The 18,231-nt window shown below is 35.3% G+C and carries 10 protein-coding genes; 1 reads left to right on the forward strand and 9 read right to left on the reverse strand.

All coding sequences use genetic code 11. The annotated features are described in order from the left end of the window. Positions 1-45: 45 nt before the first annotated feature. Both LQ679_RS06175 and LQ679_RS06180 read right to left on the reverse strand, forming a co-directional pair. Positions 46-2,595, reverse strand: a complete 2,550-nt coding sequence (locus tag LQ679_RS06175; protein ID WP_196308197.1) for a DUF2309 domain-containing protein — start codon at positions 2,593-2,595, stop codon at positions 46-48. Next, positions 2,579-4,108 (reverse strand): NADH dehydrogenase subunit 5, encoded by a 1,530-nt coding sequence (locus tag LQ679_RS06180; RefSeq protein ID WP_196308196.1) that lies wholly within the window; start codon positions 4,106-4,108, stop codon positions 2,579-2,581. The genes LQ679_RS06175 and LQ679_RS06180 overlap by 17 nt, the downstream gene beginning before the upstream one ends. Before the next feature lie 387 nt (positions 4,109-4,495). Here LQ679_RS06180 and mbcS point away from each other — a divergent pair, with 387 nt between their 5' ends. Further along, on the forward strand, positions 4,496-6,082 hold the full coding sequence (gene mbcS / locus LQ679_RS06185) for an acyl-CoA synthetase MbcS (protein ID WP_196308195.1): 1,587 nt from the start codon (positions 4,496-4,498) through the stop codon (positions 6,080-6,082). Between the two features lie 743 nt (positions 6,083-6,825). On the opposite strand, the gene LQ679_RS06190 is transcribed toward mbcS, so the two are convergent. The 7 genes from LQ679_RS06190 to opp4C form a co-directional block, all read right to left on the reverse strand. Then, positions 6,826-8,013: a thiolase family protein gene (locus LQ679_RS06190; RefSeq protein WP_107576754.1), complete on the reverse strand. Its 1,188-nt coding sequence runs from the start codon at positions 8,011-8,013 to the stop codon at positions 6,826-6,828. Between the two features lie 31 nt (positions 8,014-8,044). Then, a complete protein-coding gene (fadB, locus tag LQ679_RS06195) occupies positions 8,045-10,303 on the reverse strand; it encodes a 3-hydroxyacyl-CoA dehydrogenase/crotonase FadB (RefSeq protein WP_196308336.1) in 2,259 nt (752 codons plus the stop codon). 54 nt (positions 10,304-10,357) lie between these two features. Beyond that, the gene (gene fadE / locus LQ679_RS06200) at positions 10,358-11,563 is read right to left on the reverse strand and encodes an acyl-CoA dehydrogenase FadE (protein ID WP_037589231.1); all 1,206 of its coding nucleotides are present in this window, start codon (positions 11,561-11,563) and stop codon (positions 10,358-10,360) included. Between the two features lie 80 nt (positions 11,564-11,643). Beyond that, complete coding sequence (gene fadD, locus LQ679_RS06205) at positions 11,644-13,143, reverse strand: long-chain-fatty-acid--CoA ligase FadD (protein ID WP_037589230.1); 1,500 nt, start codon at positions 13,141-13,143, stop codon at positions 11,644-11,646. Between the two features lie 14 nt (positions 13,144-13,157). Next, positions 13,158-14,735, reverse strand: a complete 1,578-nt coding sequence (fadX, locus tag LQ679_RS06210) for a fatty acid degradation protein FadX (protein ID WP_126477630.1) — start codon at positions 14,733-14,735, stop codon at positions 13,158-13,160. A gap of 889 nt (positions 14,736-15,624) precedes the next feature. After that, entirely contained in the window at positions 15,625-17,109 is a 1,485-nt protein-coding gene (mqo, locus tag LQ679_RS06215) for a malate dehydrogenase (quinone) (RefSeq protein ID WP_025907630.1), read from the reverse strand. A 217-nt stretch (positions 17,110-17,326) separates the two neighbouring features. Then, a complete protein-coding gene (gene opp4C / locus LQ679_RS06220) occupies positions 17,327-18,220 on the reverse strand; it encodes an oligopeptide ABC transporter permease (RefSeq protein WP_239762277.1) in 894 nt (297 codons plus the stop codon). Positions 18,221-18,231: the final 11 nt, after the last annotated feature.

Below are 18,231 nucleotides of genomic sequence, written 5' to 3' on the forward strand. Positions count from 1 at the left end.
CATCCTCTCGAGTCTTGGACATAAATTGTTGTCCTGCTCATTTATTTACCATTTATGCCATTCACCATTTTCATCTATACTTGATAGCAATAACCAATCATTTTTAACTTTCGTGTTAAGCGCAGTATTTTCTTTAAGTAATTTACGAATGTAATCATTCGGCGCTTGTATCACAACTAATAATCGAATCGGTGCATGATAATATTCCCCATCAGCTTTCATAACTGATTGCCAAGGTAAACCTGTCAGTAAATCACTACCGTTTCCTTGCATAACACCTATGCCGCTCGTCACCGTTTGTGTGATTTTATTGCCGCTTCCGTAATAGTAAGGTGCTACTGTTGAAGCATAATATTGTAAGTTAATCCATTGAGCAACTGTCGCCGGCCCACTTAAAATCGTATTTAAAATTTCACCGTCATGATCTTTCGTCCAGTCATAATTATGCAAGAACGCGCGACCATTTAATTGAGATTGCTCTGTTAATGTTCTCTTACCAATAACAAATGTTGCATTTCTAGCTAATCCCCATTCTGGTCGGATTTCACTCCAGTCACTTGCCAACTGTTCTGCTTTAGTTGTGGATTGTTCGTTTGAATGTTCCATACCTGGAATATCTTTAAGTCTTAAACGATTCGCTTCATGCCCAGCTTTAGGCAAAGCTGATTTTAATTTTTCTAAAGCACGCTCAGCTTGATTTGAAAGTTGTGGCACATATAGCCATTCTAATTGATCAGTTGTCGTGCTATGTTGAGCTGCAACAAATACGGTTTCTTCAGGAATTATAATGTGATTGCTTTTGAGACCTTCTCTAACTTCAGGCAAATTACATAAAGTCGCTAATACTTTCGCATTGAAACCACTCGCTGAACCACCACACGCGCCACAATCTAATGAAGCTGCATAAGGGTTGTTTGCACTATGACTACCGTGTCCGCATATGACCACTAACGGCGCAAAATCTTCCGTTAAATCCATTAATTTCAATGCTTCTCGTGCGTAAGTAAGCTGTTCTTGTTTCGTAAACCCAATAGGTAAATCACCAAACCGATTGGGCGCATAATCTATAGAAAGTTTCGTATCCGGTTTATTCATAAGATTTTTATTGAATCGATTGACCAAATCTCCCGTACGTTTAGGCATAAAGCTTCTCGCAATCGTTTGTACACTTAGCCATGAGCCTGTTAATTCTGGAAGTAATAGACTTGGTAATACATTTTGTTTCATTTTTTTAAATGTATAAAATATTGACGAAACACTTTTTTTCTTTTCAACGTAATGATTGGATTGATGTGCATCTTCGTATTCATAAATCTTATGTTGCGGTTTATTCATTACTGGTAAAGCATTATGTGTATGTTGATGTCCGAGTTCACACTTTTCAATTGGTAGTCCAAAGAATCCTGCAATACCAATTGTTTCGAAAGGACCTTCCATTTCTAATTGTCTTCTAAAAGGTTCCGAACGCGTATCTATACAAAAAGCGAGCTGTGCCTCGACAAATGATTTATCATCTTCATGATGGATATGAGATTGAATTTCACTTTGTAATTGTGCCTCATACGTATCTTCCCAAGCTTCTAGCAATAATTTATGTTGTGTAATGCGATCAAATTGATGTGCAAATGCTATATAATCTTCTCGTTCACCTTGAGATAATGCGAACCAATTTTCCAACGTTAAAATGCCAGTTTCAAACCAAGTTCGTACTTGAGAAATGTCTTGTTCAGTATGTTGTTGTTCTAGAGCATGTTCACTCATCAATGTCCATTCCAAAGCCAATCTTATAGCTAAATAATCCGTCAGCAAGTTTAAACGTTCGTCTTTCCAAAGCATCATACCTGCCCATCCTGGTAAAGCCAACAAGTGTATTTCAAGATATGATTGTACCTGTGCTTCTGATATACCAAGTTTGTCTAAACAGCTTTCTATTGTTTCAATAGATGTTGATGGTAGCATTTTTATTTTACGTCTCTCTGCCTTCGATAAAGCTGGATCCAAATGAGCTAACCTCTTCCAGTTTTTATAGAAACCTTTACCATCTTTATGGATTGCCCATCCTGATTGATTATCATCAAGATATAATTTACTCCACTTAATCATTTGTGCATTCAACTTATCTAAATAAGCCTGTCCAGAATATTGTTCAATACGTGTACTTAATATAACGTCATCATCTTGTTGATTATTCAGTGCAACATTTTCTAATGATCTTCTTAATTGTTGTAGATCTTGTTCAGTAAGATTTACTTTGTGAGTTCTATTAAACAATATACTTTCAGCATATTCTCTTAACATCTCTTTATTTAATGGCCTATTATCGTTCGATAGCCATACTGATAATCGTTCTTCTATATATTCCTGTTTAATTTCTCCATTTTCAATTGCAGCAAATAATAAACTTTTGTTCGGATACAAATCGACATTCTGTACCTTTTGAAACCATCTCGCGACATCTTCAAAAGTACGATCTTCTAAACCCGCCCAAGGATGTCTCGCTGCAAATATATTAATAGGAGAAAGTGGTGTTATGACACTACTTGCCTCTTTAATTGAATATGTGATGTCATTTTGTAGTTCAATTGTTTGCGTCATGTTGATAACCTCCTTTAAACGTATGATTTTTCAAATAGCGTGGATGTGTTTCAATATTTTGCACTTTCGATTCACCTAAATGTACAATCCATAAATATATAATCGTGACGATTTTAGATGAATGATTTCTTGCAACCCACAAGTTCAGTGCACTTCCTATTAACAGCAATACAATCATGATAATGACTGCAAATATAGGCGTATGATTCACATTTGTTGCGTACTGATGTAACAAATCATGGAATAAATGATGTACACCAAAGTAAGATAAACCAACAATTAATAATGCTAATAATCCAATGATTCTACCTAACTTACCCTCACCATATGCGACCAGTTGCGTCCATGAAACAGACAATGACCAAGCTAAAATAAGCGCACTAATAATTTGGTAACTACTTGTCGGATCCATTAGCCAAAAGATAATACCAATCATAATGGATAATAATCGACCAACTAGAACCCATATATATGACACACTTTCATTCATTCTTGAAGGCATATCAAAAGTTCTTACAGCAGAACCAGAACGTAAAAATAATGTCGCTTTAAATAATCCATGTAACATCAGATGAACGATAGCTGCTGAATAAACACCTAAAGCACATTGGATAAGCATAAAGCCCATCTGTCCAATCGTTGAACCTACTAACTGCCTTTTGTAATCCACATGTACTAAACTAATGCCAGCTCCCATCAATACTGAAATCGTTGCGATAATGATGAGCAATCCAATTATCCATTCATTTGTAAAAATCGGTGCAAATCTCGTTAAAATCACACCACCAACATTGACTATACCGGCATGCATAATCGCTGAAACAGGTGTTGGAGCCGCTACAGATTCTATTAACCATCTGTGAAATGGCCACTGAGCTGCTGGAATGATGACCGATATGACTAACATCAACTGAATAACCACACCTTGCCATGAATCAAATTGGTCACGATGACCATTACTAAAAATAGTAGACTGTTGCCATTCACCCGTTACATTGTATGTCAGCAAAATCGCGATTACTAAAGCAATCCAACTAATAATAAAGATCGTGCTAGTACTTTTCGCTAAACGTTTCGTAATGTGCCATTGTTTGTTTAAACCGATTAAACGCGTTAAACAAAATAACGTTAACCCCCATAATATCGCCATTAATCTTAAATCATTACTTAACCAAGCAACTGAAGCAAACACCGTTAGAAATGTAAATAATGAAAAATATTTACGATACTGTGCATCTCCATCTAAATAGCGTACAGAAAATCTTTGAATAATAAGACCTATACTCAAAATAAAGAGTGCGAGCAACCATGACAATTTATCTAAATGCCAAAATCCTATATATACATTTCCACTTGTTATACATAAGCCAATTAATGCGATAAGCACTGGTATAAATGCGATTATTAAGTGAACATTAATATATGTCTTTGCCACTTTTGGTGCTAAATATATGATGCTACTTATAAGCGCTAATCCAATTGAAATAAAAAATAATACTAATAAAGCTGTCATGTCGGTTGCTCCTTTTCTGTTAAAAGCAATAAAAAAAGCCGACAATTTAAAACAAACCTCTCGTGTAGATTTGCTTTAATTGTCGGCTTCAATCAAACTAACGCTTACCGTTATTTTAATTGCTTCCTTATTATTTATATGTAATCTTTTTGAAATTTTTAATCGTAAGTCATTGCACCGTTTTTACTTTTTCAATTAACCAATATCGATTAGCCACTTGCTAAAGTTTAGATGCTATGAAATTTTATATACTTTAATAACATATATTTATTTTCAACAAATGTCAATAGTTTGACTATTTAAAATATTCTATAGTTTCATTTATTCGTATTAATGATTATTCACTGTTAGAATAAAACAATATATTAAACAAACGAGGAGATTAACATGAATAGATCAGACTTAATAGCACCAGAAACATACAATATTGTTAATGAAATCGAAAGACATGCAGCAGATGAAACGAAAGAAGCCATTATATTCGAAGATGTCGATGGCAACGTAGAAACGATTACGTACGCTAAACTTATACAAAATTCAAATAAAGTGGGCAACATCTTTAAAGCACAAGGTCTTCAAAAAGGCGACAAAGTACTTATTATGCTGCCACGCTCCATTAAAACATATGAAGTTTACATTGCTGCACTTAAACTTGGCCTTATTATCATTCCAAGTTCAGAAATGTTAAGAACTAAAGACATACAACATCGCATTACGCATGGAGAAGTCAATGCAGTCGTAGTCATTGATCAATGTACAGGCGAATTTGAAAATATACAAGAATATGATCAACTCACTAAATTTATTGTAGGCTCTAAACAACAAGATTGGATTTCTATCGATGAAGCTATACAAACTGCAAGCTCAGAACTTACAGTCGATGAAACAAAACGTGATGATATCGCAATTTTATCATATACATCTGGAACTACTGGATTACCAAAAGCTGTTATACATACACATGGATGGGGATTTGCGCACATCCAAACAGCGCCAAAACATTGGTTAAGTATTACAGACAAAGATACTGTATGGGCAACTGCAGCACCAGGATGGCAAAAATGGATTTGGAGTCCATTCCTTTCAATATTAGGATCTGGCGCCATCGCATTTGTTTATAATGGTAAATTTAATGCAGCTAAATATTTGGACTTACTCGAAAAACATCAAATTAACGCATTATGTTGTACACCTACTGAATACCGATTAATGGCTAAACTGCCTAATCTTTCAGACTATACATTGAAACATCTACACAGTGCTGTATCAGCTGGCGAACCATTAAATAAAGAAGTCATCGAACAATTCAATCATAACTTCAACATTAAAGTAAGAGATGGATATGGCCAAACTGAGAATACATTACTTATCGCATTTTTAAAAGATACAGAAAGCAGACCAGGTGCTATGGGTAAAGCAATACCAGGTAGTTATGTAACCGTGATAGACCAAGATGGTGACCCAATAACTAACGGTGCCACAGGAGACATTGCCGTTTCATTAGATTCACCATCATTATTCCAAGGCTATTTTAAAGACGAAGAACGTACCGAAAAATCAAAACGTGGAAACTATTATGTAACTGGAGACCGCGCAAGATTAGACGAAGATGGCTACTTCTGGTTTAAAGGTAGAGAAGATGACATAATCATTAGCTCAGGTTATACAATCGGACCGTTCGAAGTAGAAGATTCACTCACTAAACATCCGAAAGTACAAGAATGCGCAGTCGTTGCTAGCCCAGATGAAATCAGAGGTAATATCGTCAAAGCATTTGTCATCTTACAAAATGATATCGTAGGCGACGAAGCACTCGTCAAAGAATTACAAACTTACGTAAAAAGTGACGTCGCACCATATAAATATCCAAGAGCAATCGAATTTGTATCCGAATTACCAAAAACAAATTCAGGCAAAATACGCCGCGTTGAATTAAGAGAAGCTGAAAAAGAAAAATATAATAAACAATCATAGGAAAAGAAGTAATGATTGGAGGGGAGCGGGACAGAAATCTAATTTGTATAAAAAGATTTCGTAGTCCCGCCCCGACAAGGATGACTAGAGTTGAATAAGCTTGAAACAAGCTTATTTCAATTCAGTCATCTACTTCCAAGATACTAAAACTGGCTGAGACATACTTTATGTCTCAGCCTCTTTTTTATTTGAGATGAGATTTGGAGAGATGTCTTGGCTTTATTCAGGATTTAAGCCACGACTTGGGCCATCTCTTGGCTTTACTCTGTACTTAAGCCACGACTTGGACCATCTCTTGGCTTTACTCTGTACTTAAGCCATGACTTGGGCCATCTCTTGGCTTTACTCTGTACTTAAGCCAAGACTTTCACTATCTCTTGGCTTTATTCTGTACTTAAGCCAAGACTTGGGCTATCTCTTGGCTTTATTCTGTACTTAAGCCACGACTTCATCCATCTCTTGGCTTTATTCTGTACTTAAGCCACGACTTTCACTATCTCTTGGCTTTATTCTGTACTTAAGCCACGACTTGGGCCATCTCTTGGCTTTACTCTGTATTTAAGCCACGACTTGGGCCATCTCTTGGCTTTACTCTGTACTTAAGCCACGACTTCACCCATCTCTTGGCTTTACTCAACCATTAAGCCAAGAATACCCCACCTCTCCCCCAAATCTCTAACACACTCACCCCCTCACACCAACAAAAAAAGCATTCGACCGTATGATCGAATGCTTTACATATATTATCTTACATATTCAAATATGCCTGCTGCTCCCATTCCGACGCCGATACACATTGTTACCATACCGTATTTGGAGTCTGGGCGTTTACTCATTTCTGACAATAGTTTACCTGTTAACATAGCACCTGTTGCACCGAGTGGGTGACCGAGCGCTATTGCACCACCGTTAACGTTTGTCTTATTAATATCTAACCCTGCTTCGTTAATAGATGCTACTGTTTGTGATGCGAATGCTTCATTGAGTTCTACTAAGTCGATATCATCTACTGATAAATTCGTTAATTCTAATACTTCTGGTATTGCATAAGCTGGTCCTATGCCCATTAATTTAGGATCTACACCTACCGCTTTAAATCCTACAAATTTAGCAATTGGTTTAACGCCTAATTCTTTTACTTTATCGCCTGACATCAATACAACAAATCCTGCTCCGTCTGTAAGTGGAGCCGATGTGCCTGCTGTAACTGTGCCGTCAGCTTTAAATACTGTTCTTAATTTAGATAATGTTTCTAAATCTGTTTCTGGACGAATGAGTTCATCTTGTTTAAATATTTCTTTCGTCACATTTGGACCGTTCTCATCGTATTTAACTTTATGCACTTCAATTGGTATAATTTCATCTTCAAACTTACCTGATTTTTGTGCTTCTGATGCTCTTTTATGACTTTCAACTGCATAAGCATCTTGTTCTTCTCTTGAAACTTTGTATTCTTCAGCAACCATTTCTGCCGTTAGTCCCATTGGATAAGAAACACCTGTATCCGCTTCTTGTAACTCCGGATTATTCGTTGGCTCATTACCACCCATTGGTACGGCACTCATTAATTCAACGCCACCTGCTACAAGCACATCTGCCTGCTCAGACATAATTTCATTTGCTGCTATCGCAATAGTTTGCAAGCCTGAAGAACAATAACGATTAACCGTTTGTCCAGGAACTTCATTTGGTAATCCAGCAAGTAATGCTATTGAACGTGCGATATTTTGACCTTGTAATCCTTCTGGAAAAGAGTTCCCCACGATAACATCTTGAACCATACTACCATCAAATGTACCACCTACACGATTGAGTACACCTTTTAATACTTGAGCTGCAACTTCATCAGGTCTTTCATGAAATAATGCACCACCTGGTTTAGCTTTACCTGCTGCAGAACGTCCGTATGCTACTATATATGCCTCTTGCATTGATATCCATCCTCTCTTATTCAACACTTCATTAGTTACGTAATGGTTTACCTTTTTCTAACATATGCGTAATACGATCATATGTTTTTTCATTTTTGAGTAGAGATAAAAAGCCTTCTCGTTCAAGCTTTTGAATATATCGTTGATTAATATACGTATTACGAGGTAAATCTCCACCTGCAAGTATATGTGCAACTTTTAAAGTAATTTCGTAATCATAATCACTAATGAAGTGACCAATTCTTTGCGCATCTAGTTCAGCTTGTGCTAAAGCTTTAAAATCTCTGCCTAGCGCTGGATATTGAGTTTTAGGTTTAGGAATATAGTTTGCTTCAGATTCATATCTCGCTTTATTTAAAGCAACTTCAACACGTCTTTCTTTGTTGAAAATGATTGTATCGATATCTCTTAAATAACCATATCTCTTAGCTTCGTATGCATTTGTAGATACTTTAGCTAAGCCTACATTCATTAATACTTTCGTAATCGATGCTTGTTTGTCATCATTTTTATGATTTGTTCTAAGCACTCTATCTGCAAACTCTGCTAATCCACCACCTGAAGGTAATAGACCTACACCAGTTTCAACTAGTCCAATATACGTTTCACTCGCAGCAACGATAAATGGTGAATGTAAGACAACTTCACAACCGCCACCTAAAGCTCTACCGTGAACTGCAGTTACAATAGGTTTAAGTGAATATTTCATTCTTCCGAAACTTTCATGTAATTTATCAATTGCTGGACCTACTAATTCATCTACTTTCTGACTTTCATGTGCTTGTTTCATTAAGAACAAGTTTGCACCGACACTGAAATTATTGCCATCTGCATATATAACCATGCTTGTATAATCTTCTTGTTCTAATAAATCAATAGATTCAATTAAGTCGTTCGCAAAGCCGTCAGATATAATATTATTTTTACTTTGAATTTTAAGTAATAATTGATCTTTGTTTGCTACTGATAAATTAGAATCTTCTCTATTCCAAACTTCACGGTCAATAAAAGCTGATGTCGGTGTGACACGCTCTATTGATTCGCCTTCTTTATAGAAGCCACCGCTTTGTTGTTCGATCCATTCAGGTAATTCACCCAGTTCTTGTTTCATTCTATCTTTAACACGGTCAAAGCCCATTAAGTCCCAAAGTTGGAACGGTCCTTTTTTCCAGTTAAATCCCCATACAAGCGCACGGTCTACATCTTTAAAGTCAGATGCAGCTTTAGGAACATTAATCGCTGAATAATAGAAATTATTTCTTAATGTTTCCCATAAGAATTTACCTGCATCATCTTCAGCATTAAAAATGACATCTAAATTGGATTTTAAGTCTTTACTAAATTTAGTAAGAATTTCGAATTTAGGCGGTTCAGGTTGTACGTACGAATCGCTTTCTATATCGTAAACAAGTCTTGTCTTTTTATCTTTTTTATAGAAACCTTGTTTCGTTTTTCTACCTAACGAGCCATTTTTCACAAGTGTATCGGCAACTTTAGTATCTTTGAAATACGGTTGCTCTTCAGGCACTTGTTGGAGTCCTCTCGTAACGGTAACGGCTATATCTAAACCAACTAAGTCAGATAAACCATATGTTCCAGTACTCGGTCTACCAATTGCTCTACCCGTTAAAGCATCTACTTCAATAATTGAAAATCCTTGTTCTTCGCCGCGATACATAATGTCATTCATCGTTTGTGTACCGACTCTGTTCGCTACAAATCCAGGCACGTCATTCGCAACGACAACACCTTTACCAAGTACTTCTTCAGCAAATACTTGTGTTCTTTCAACGATCGCATCTGACGTATTACGATTCGGAATGACCTCTACAAGTTTCATAATGCGAGGTGGATTAAAGAAATGTAATCCTAAAAATCTTTCTTTATCTTGATCACTAAATGCTTTAGATATTGCTTCAATTGGAATACCTGAAGTATTCGTTGCAAATATCGCATTATCTTTCGCAACTTGAGTAACTTGTTTCCAAACTTGATGTTTAATATCTAATTCTTCTTTAACCGCTTCAATATAAATATCAGCATCATCTTCACCTGTTAAATCATCTTGAAAATTACCGTAAGATAAATTAGATGCAAACTCTAAATCGAATAATAAAGGTCTTTTAGCATCTGTAATCACATCATATGCTTTTTTAGAAATTTTATTCGGGTCTTTTTCATCGATTACTATATCTAATAATTTTACTTTTAAACCTGCATTCACTAATAGTGCAGCAATTTGACTACCCATTGTACCTGCACCTAGAACGGTCGCTTTACTTATCGTCATAAAAAGTCCTCCAAATTCATATATTCTGAGTGTGTTTCGTCTTGCTCAGTTAGCTTAAATAAATGCTGAATCTCCAGTTAATGCACGTCCAATTAACAGTGCATTGATTTCGTGTGTACCTTCATATGTGTATACTGCTTCTGCATCTGAGAAGAATCTCGCAATATCATATTCAGCTAAAATACCGTTACCACCTGTGATACCTCGACCCATTGCTACAGATTCTCTTAATCTAAGTGAATTCATCATCTTAGCAGTTGAAGTGGCAACTTCGTCATACTCACCATTTTCTTGCATTCTAGCAAGTTGGGCACATATAGACATTGAATGTGCTAAATTTCCTTGCATCATAGCTAATTTTTCTTGGATTAATTGATATTTACTAATTTCTTTACCGAACTGTTTACGTTCTGTTACATAATCAAGCGTTGCGCGTAAAGCACCTGCTAAAGCACCCGTTGCCATATATGCAACTCCTGCACGTGTAGAATAAAGTACTTTCGCAATATCTTTAAAACCATTTATATTTTGAAGTCTTTGATCTTCCTCAACTTCTACATTGTCTAATTTAATAATTGTATTTGGGATGATTCTTAAAGCAATTTTATTTTCAATCACTTCAATATCTACACCTGCTTGTTCTGGTCTAATAATAAAGCCTTTAGGTTTACCTGTTTCAACATCAACAGCATATACCGGAATAACATCTGCTAAATTCGCGCCGCCTATCCATTTCTTTTCACCATTTAAAATCCATTTATCGCCTTCACGTTTAGCAGTTGTTTCTAGCCCACCTGCAACATCTGATCCGTGTTCTGGTTCAGTTAACGCAAAGCATGTTCTTAATTCATGTGATTGTAATTTAGGGATGTAGTAAGCAATTTGTTCTTTACTACCACCAAATAAGAATGAATTATGTCCCAATCCTTGATGGACACCTAATAATGTCACTAAAGATACATCGAATCGTGCTACAACATAAGACATGAAAAATTGGAATAATTGACTAGGTGTCTTAGCACCTTCACGTCCTTCAAATAATAATGGATTTTGGAAATAGTTGAGCTTACCCATATCATCGAAGAAGTCTTCTGGCACTGTTGCATTCACCCAATGTTCGTTGATTGTTGGACGATATTTTTCTTCTAATAAATCATCAAGTTGTTTTAAGAACTTCACTTCCCCATCTGTTAATTGTTTCGAAATATTCAATACATCCTCTGGAAATAATGCTTTTAATGTTTCTAATTTTGTTGACATATATATGACCTCCAAATGTTATTAAAGCGCTTACATTTACATCTAAAAAAATTTAGTATTCATGTTAGCGTCATCTTTGTTTATTGTTGAAACTTTCTCTTCATCATAGCTTTCACTTCTAACTTATCTGGTTTAGCAGTTGAAGTTAATGGCATTTTCGTTACGGATAGATAATTCTTAGGTACTTTATAACTCGCTAAGTTCTCACGCATATAAGCATCTAATTTCTCTACGAAATCTGGGTCTTGTTCATTGAGTAACACAGCAGCCGCTACAGTTTCTCCAAATTTTTCATTTTCATAACCTACGACAACACATTGTGCTACGAGTGGATGACCAGCTAGAACAATTTCAACTTCAGATGGTAAGACGTTCTCTCCACCTGTAATAATCAGTTCTTTCTTTCTATCTACGATAAATATATCGCCATCTTCATCTATACGAGCTAAATCACCTGTTAAGAAATAGCCATCATGGAAAGATTTATCCGTTTCTTCTTGTTTTTGCCAATAACCAGGTGTAACTTGTTTACCTTTAATCGCTAATTCACCAATTTCACCTACAGGTACGTCATTAAAATCTTCATCAAATAATCTTGATTCTACGTACATGACTGGCTTCCCTATACTCATTGGCTTTTTAAGTGAATTAGTAGGTGTATTTATCATCGCTAATGGTGCTTCTGTTAAGCCATAACCATTAATAATATTTAACCCCATGCTTGCAAATTTTTTCTGAACACCAGGTAACGGTGCTGAACCACCTTGAATAAGAAAATCAATATTGTCAAAATTCTTCACATCAAAGTTAGGTGCTACTAACATGGCGTAATACATTGTTGGAATAAGCGATAAGTAATTCGGTTTATATTTAGCCATTAAATCATTGAGTTGTTCACCTTCGAAGTAACGATGTAATACGAGTGAGCCACCTGCCATCAACAATGGAATGACTAAATCATTAAATCCAAATACATGGAACATTGGTAACGAAATAATAGATGAAAATCCTGAATTCACTTTATAAGTGAGTATCGTATTAATCGCATTCGATGTGAATGAATCATAAGTGAACATGACACCCTTTGGTAATCCTGTTGTACCACTTGTGTACATTAATGCCGCTAAATCATCACGACCTACATCTACTGTCTTGAATGGTTTATGATTTTTAGGATTTACAAGTTCATCATATTCAGGTGAATCGATATCCATGTGTAAATAGTCATCTGCAATCCCTTGTAAACTACTTAAATGACGATTTGCATAGAATATAAACTTCACACCTGAATCTTCAATAACACTTTCAATTTCGTTCGGTTTGAGTCTCCAGTTCATTGGAAAGTATACTGCGCCAATCTTAAATGAAGCGAATAGTAAGTCAATCACCGCTACATCATTTGGTGCAAATATCCCAACGACATCTCCCTTTTTAATACCTTGTTCTTCAAGATGGTTGGCTAAGTTCTCAGCACGAATATTTAAATCTTGATAAGTCCATTCTGTTCCTTTTAGTGGATCGGTAACTGCCGCCTTTTCTTCGTCATATTGCGCTCTCGTTTTAATCCAATCGTAATTCATATTAAACTACCCCCTTAATAGTTTGAACCATTGTCTTTAATACATTGTTGCAATCCTCCCCAATTTTCTTGATAAATTTGCTGATCCGTTATTTTAAGTTCTTCAGCAATTATCGGTTGAAATGCTATATTGGATAGAATATCTTTCTCTAAATCTAATCCAGCTGCAATTTCAATTAATTTGACACCTTCATCGGTTAATTGGAATACAGCGCGTTCCGTTACATAATAGACCTCTTGATTTAACGACTTAGCATATGATGCATTGAAGTCCATATTATGCACTTGTTCAACAAATTTCTGAGCATGACCTTCTTTTTCAACAACTAAACCTTTATCATTCCAAGTAGTCTTACTTCCTACTACCATTGTTCCTGAGAAAATAATTTTTTGGACCGTTTGACTAATATCTATGAATCCCCCACAACCATTCATTCTATCGCCATATTTTGAAACATTGACATTACCAAACTGATCCACTTCAGCAAAGCTTAAATAAGCTACATCTATGCCTCCGCTATAAATAAAGTCCCATGTCAATTCATGTCGCATCTTCGCATCTAAATTGTAATTTAATCCGAAGTTTTGACCACTTCCTATCATTCCACCAAATACACCTGTATCTATATTCAGTTGAACTAAATCTTCAGCTTTCTCCTCAACTAATAAATTCGATAATTCATTGTTAATACCAAACCCTATACTCACAACATTACCTACATTTAAAAATTGGGCAGCTCGTCGTAAAATCACTTTACGTGTACTCAATTCATTAACTGGTTCAGGCATACTAAGCACTTTATATTCACCCGAAATAGCTGGGTCATAATAATTTTGAATGGTCTGTCTATGATGTTTTGGGTCATCATTTACACATACATAATCCACAAGCTCTCCAGGAATAAAGACTTCTGTCGGTTTAAAGCTACCATGTTGTACAATTTCTTTAACTTGTACAATAACTTTTCCACCATTTTGATGCGCCGCTAAAGCAGCACCATAGCCTTCTCCTAAGTGTGCTTCATGATGCATATAAATGTTCCCCTCGCTATCAGCGTATGTACCACGAAGCAATGCAATATCAACTTTAGGAAATTTATATTGCAAATATTCCTCATTATTAATTTCTAATAAAGAAACGATATCTTCCTTAGTCACATCATTGACTTTTCCGCCATCAAATCTAGGATCCACGGAAGTGTGTAAACCTATTTTAGAAATCATATCTGGAAATTTGGCTAACGAATTACGATAATGTGTAGCTAACAATCCTTGCGGTACAAAATATGCTTCTACATCATTATTCTTTATCGCATCTATCGTTTTAGGTGAACCAATGATAATACTCATAATGAGCCTTTTAACCATACCTCTACTCACAAATGAATCTAAATCATAACCATCACCACGATAATCACTAATATCATTCGCAACCATAAAAGTTAAATCATTAAGATTTCCATAATCATCATGAGCTTTAACCAAATGCTTTAAGACACTCACAGGTAAATTACTCACTGATAAAGCTGCCAGTGAAATAACATCTCCACTTTTGACAATGTCTTTCAAATCTTCGAACGAAATAATTTGCATACGATTATCCCCTATCTTTCATAATTACAATCATTCCATAAAAGACCTCCCCAATAAAATGTAAGCCCTTACATTAGTAAATATAACATAGTGTAAATATGAAAGAAAAGTAAAAAGGTATACGACAATATCTTTTTAATTACAAATTCGCAATAATTGCAACTAACACTTAGTACCTCCTCACATACCGTAGCTATAATATTTTTCAAAATAATTATCTGTCGTTTAGAACCTTATTATCTACTGTTACTTATTACATCTATAAAAATATAAGTTATATAAATAAAATATTAAGACTATTAAATTACTCATGCATCGTATATATACAATCATTGAAATACCAATCACCAAGCGAAAAAATCACATCTCACACTAAAATAATTTGAAATTTTATTGTTTGATAAATGAAATAATAATACACAAGCAAATAATTAGAAGGAATAGTTGGAGTGGACAATTCTAAAAGTAGGATTTCTTAAAAATTGAACGATTCATTTATACGCGCACGATATCTCTTCGTCTTCGTGCGTTATGCCCTGATTTCGTACCTCAGCGCACGATATCTCTTAGTCTTCGTGCGTTATGCCCTGATTTTATACCTCAGCGCACGATATCTCTCAGTCTTCGTGCGTTATGCCCTGATTTTATACTTCAGCGCACGATATCTCTCAGTCTTCGTGCGTTATGCCCTGATTTTATACCTCAGCGCACGATATTTCTCAGTCTTCGTGCGTTATGCCCTGATTTCGTACCTCAGCGCACGATATTTCTTAGTCTTCGTGCGTTACACCCTGATTTTATACCTCAGCGCACGATATTTCTCAGTCTTCGTGCGTTTAAACATAAAAAAGCCATTCCGACTTAACGGAATGGCTTCTGTTGTTCAACATTATTTATTTAATTCTAATGCTTCTGCTGTTTGTTTACGAGTTTTCTTCAATAAAGCAGTATCTTCGATTAAAGATTCACCATATGAAGGGATGATTTCTTTAATTTTAGATTCCCACTTATCCATATATTGAGGGAAGTTCTTCTCGATTACTTCTAAAGCTACAGATACTGATGTTGATGCTCCTGGTGATTCACCTAATAAAGCAATTACAGTATGGTCTTCTGAATTTACAACTTCTGTACCGAATTGAATAAATCCACGGCCATGTTCTTCTGTATCTTTAATAACTTGTACACGTTTACCAGCGATATGAATATCCCAATCTTCGTCTTTTGCATCTGGTACAAATCGACGCAATTCTTTCATACGATCTTCTTTACGTTGTAATACTTGTTGAATTGAATATTTTACAAGTGATAAGTTTTTAACACCTGAAGATAACATTGTCACAACATTACTTGTATTAATAGATTTAAATAAATCTAAGTTAGATCCGTTTTTCAAGAATTTTGGACCGATTGCTGCGAATGGACCAAATAGTAAACTTTCTTTTCCTTGAATATAACGTCTGTCTAAGTGAGGTACAGTCATTGGTGGTGTGCCAGGTGGCTCTTTACCATAAACTTTGGCATTATGTTCACTTACAACTTTAGGGTTGTTACATACTAAGAATGCACCACTAATTGGGAATCCTCCAAGATGTCTACTTTCAGGGATTTTTGTTTTTTGTAGTAATGGAATGGCATGTCCGCCTGCACCGATAAAGATATAATCAGCAACATGCGTTTCTACTTTACCAGTTTCTAAGTTACGAACTTTAACTTCCCATTTACTATTAGAAAGTTGTTTAAAGTCTACTACTTCATGACGGAAATGAACTTGTGCATTTTCGTGTTTTTCGATATTTTTAACTAATTTACGCGTTAATTCACCGAAGTTAACATCTGTACCTTCGTCAATTTTACTTGCTGCAAGTGGTTCGTTTGAATTACGACCTTTCATCATTAAAGGCATCCACTCAGCTAATACTTTATGATCTTCTGTATAAGTTAAGCCTTCAAACATTGGTAGAGATTTTAATGCATCATAACGACGTTTTAAGAAATCTACATTTCGAATACCCATTACGAAACTGATGTGTGGTAATGGTCTAATGAATTCTTGTGGATTCTCGATAGCTTTACTCTTAACTAAGTATGACCAAAATTGCTTAGAAATTTCGAATTGCTCGTTAATTTCTTTCGCTCTTTCAACATCAATTGAACCGTCCTCTTGCTCAACTGTGTAGTTTAATTCGCATAGCGCAGCATGACCTGTACCAGCATTATTTTTTTCATTTGAACTTTCAATAGCTGGTTGTTCTAATCTTTCGAATAACTTAATATTCCAATCTGGTTCAATATTTTTCAAAAAAGAACCAAATGTTGTACTTAAAATACCAGCACCAATGAGAATAACGTCTTTTGGTTGGTTATTATCCATTTTGATCACCTTTCTAAAATTTAAGATGTATTATATTCATGAATTGGGTATACATAAATATAAAAGTCTGAAAGAATTGCAACTTTCTTTAAGAGATATCTTAATTCTTTATATACCAATTCTAAATCAATATTGTGTAAAAGTAAATCATAAGGTGTGCAGGTCACATGATGTGTTGTAAAAATACATTAAAAATTTTTATCTGAGCTTTCTGTACTTAACGAACTGATTTTGGATTCAGTGCATCTTTTAAACCTTCACCTATAAAGTTAATACATAAAATCGTAACCGTAATGATGATCGCTGGCGGCATCCAAATCCATGGTTTACTTCTCAAAATATCTCCTTCTTGCGCATCAGTTAGCATATTACCCCATGTCGGAACAGTCTTATCAATACCAAATCCTAAAAAGCTTAATCCCGCTTCTGCTACAATTTGGACTGCAAATACTAATGTTGCATGTACAATAATAACGCTCAGTATATTAGGTAATAAATGCTTTAACAAAATTTTATAAACAGGTGTTCCAATTGATTGAGCTGCTAAAAAATATTCATTTTCTTTTTCTTGCAATACTTTACCGCGAACAATACGTGCAATACCAACCCATGACAATGCAATCAGTACGATTGCAAGTATTAAAGCAGATCCATATTTGTTTTCAATTTTACCGCTAAAAGTCGCATTCAATACAACAGCGAATGGTATAAAAGGAAAGAGCATCACAAACTCTGTGAAACGCATAAGTATTGTATCAACCCATCCTCCATAATATCCTGAAAGCATGCCGACTAATATTCCGATTAACATTAATCCCACAGTCGTAACGAGACCGAAAATAAGTGAAACTCTACCAGAATACAATAATCTACTCAATATGTCTCGACCACCTGAATCTGTCCCTAACCAATGCTCAGTTGTCATTTCACCTTTAATCATGACTAAATTTTGCAAGTTCGGATCATATGGAGCAATGAGTGGTGATATTATAGATACAAAGAATATTAAAGATAATATTAAGGTCGCAAACATAGCTGGTTTGTTACGTATAAATTTGTTTCTTGCAATTGTCAAAGGCGATTTGTTTTTGATTTTATCTTGCTTACTCATATTATCCCCCC

Origin of the sequence: Mammaliicoccus sp. I-M35 (assembly GCF_022386455.1) — a bacterium.
Classification (GTDB): domain Bacteria; phylum Bacillota; class Bacilli; order Staphylococcales; family Staphylococcaceae; genus Mammaliicoccus; species Mammaliicoccus sciuri_A.

Coding starts and splice junctions, on each gene's coding strand:
- LQ679_RS06175 (WP_196308197.1), bottom strand. CDS start 2,595: ATGACGCAAACAATTGAACTACAAAATGACATCACATATTCAATTAAA.
- LQ679_RS06180 (WP_196308196.1), bottom strand. CDS start 4,108: ATGACAGCTTTATTAGTATTATTTTTTATTTCAATTGGATTAGCGCTT.
- mbcS (WP_196308195.1), top strand. CDS start 4,496: ATGAATAGATCAGACTTAATAGCACCAGAAACATACAATATTGTTAAT.
- LQ679_RS06190 (WP_107576754.1), bottom strand. CDS start 8,013: ATGCAAGAGGCATATATAGTAGCATACGGACGTTCTGCAGCAGGTAAA.
- fadB (WP_196308336.1), bottom strand. CDS start 10,303: ATGACGATAAGTAAAGCGACCGTTCTAGGTGCAGGTACAATGGGTAGT.
- fadE (WP_037589231.1), bottom strand. CDS start 11,563: ATGTCAACAAAATTAGAAACATTAAAAGCATTATTTCCAGAGGATGTA.
- fadD (WP_037589230.1), bottom strand. CDS start 13,143: ATGAATTACGATTGGATTAAAACGAGAGCGCAATATGACGAAGAAAAG.
- fadX (WP_126477630.1), bottom strand. CDS start 14,735: ATGCAAATTATTTCGTTCGAAGATTTGAAAGACATTGTCAAAAGTGGA.
- mqo (WP_025907630.1), bottom strand. CDS start 17,109: ATGGATAATAACCAACCAAAAGACGTTATTCTCATTGGTGCTGGTATT.
- opp4C (WP_239762277.1), bottom strand. CDS start 18,220: ATGAGTAAGCAAGATAAAATCAAAAACAAATCGCCTTTGACAATTGCA.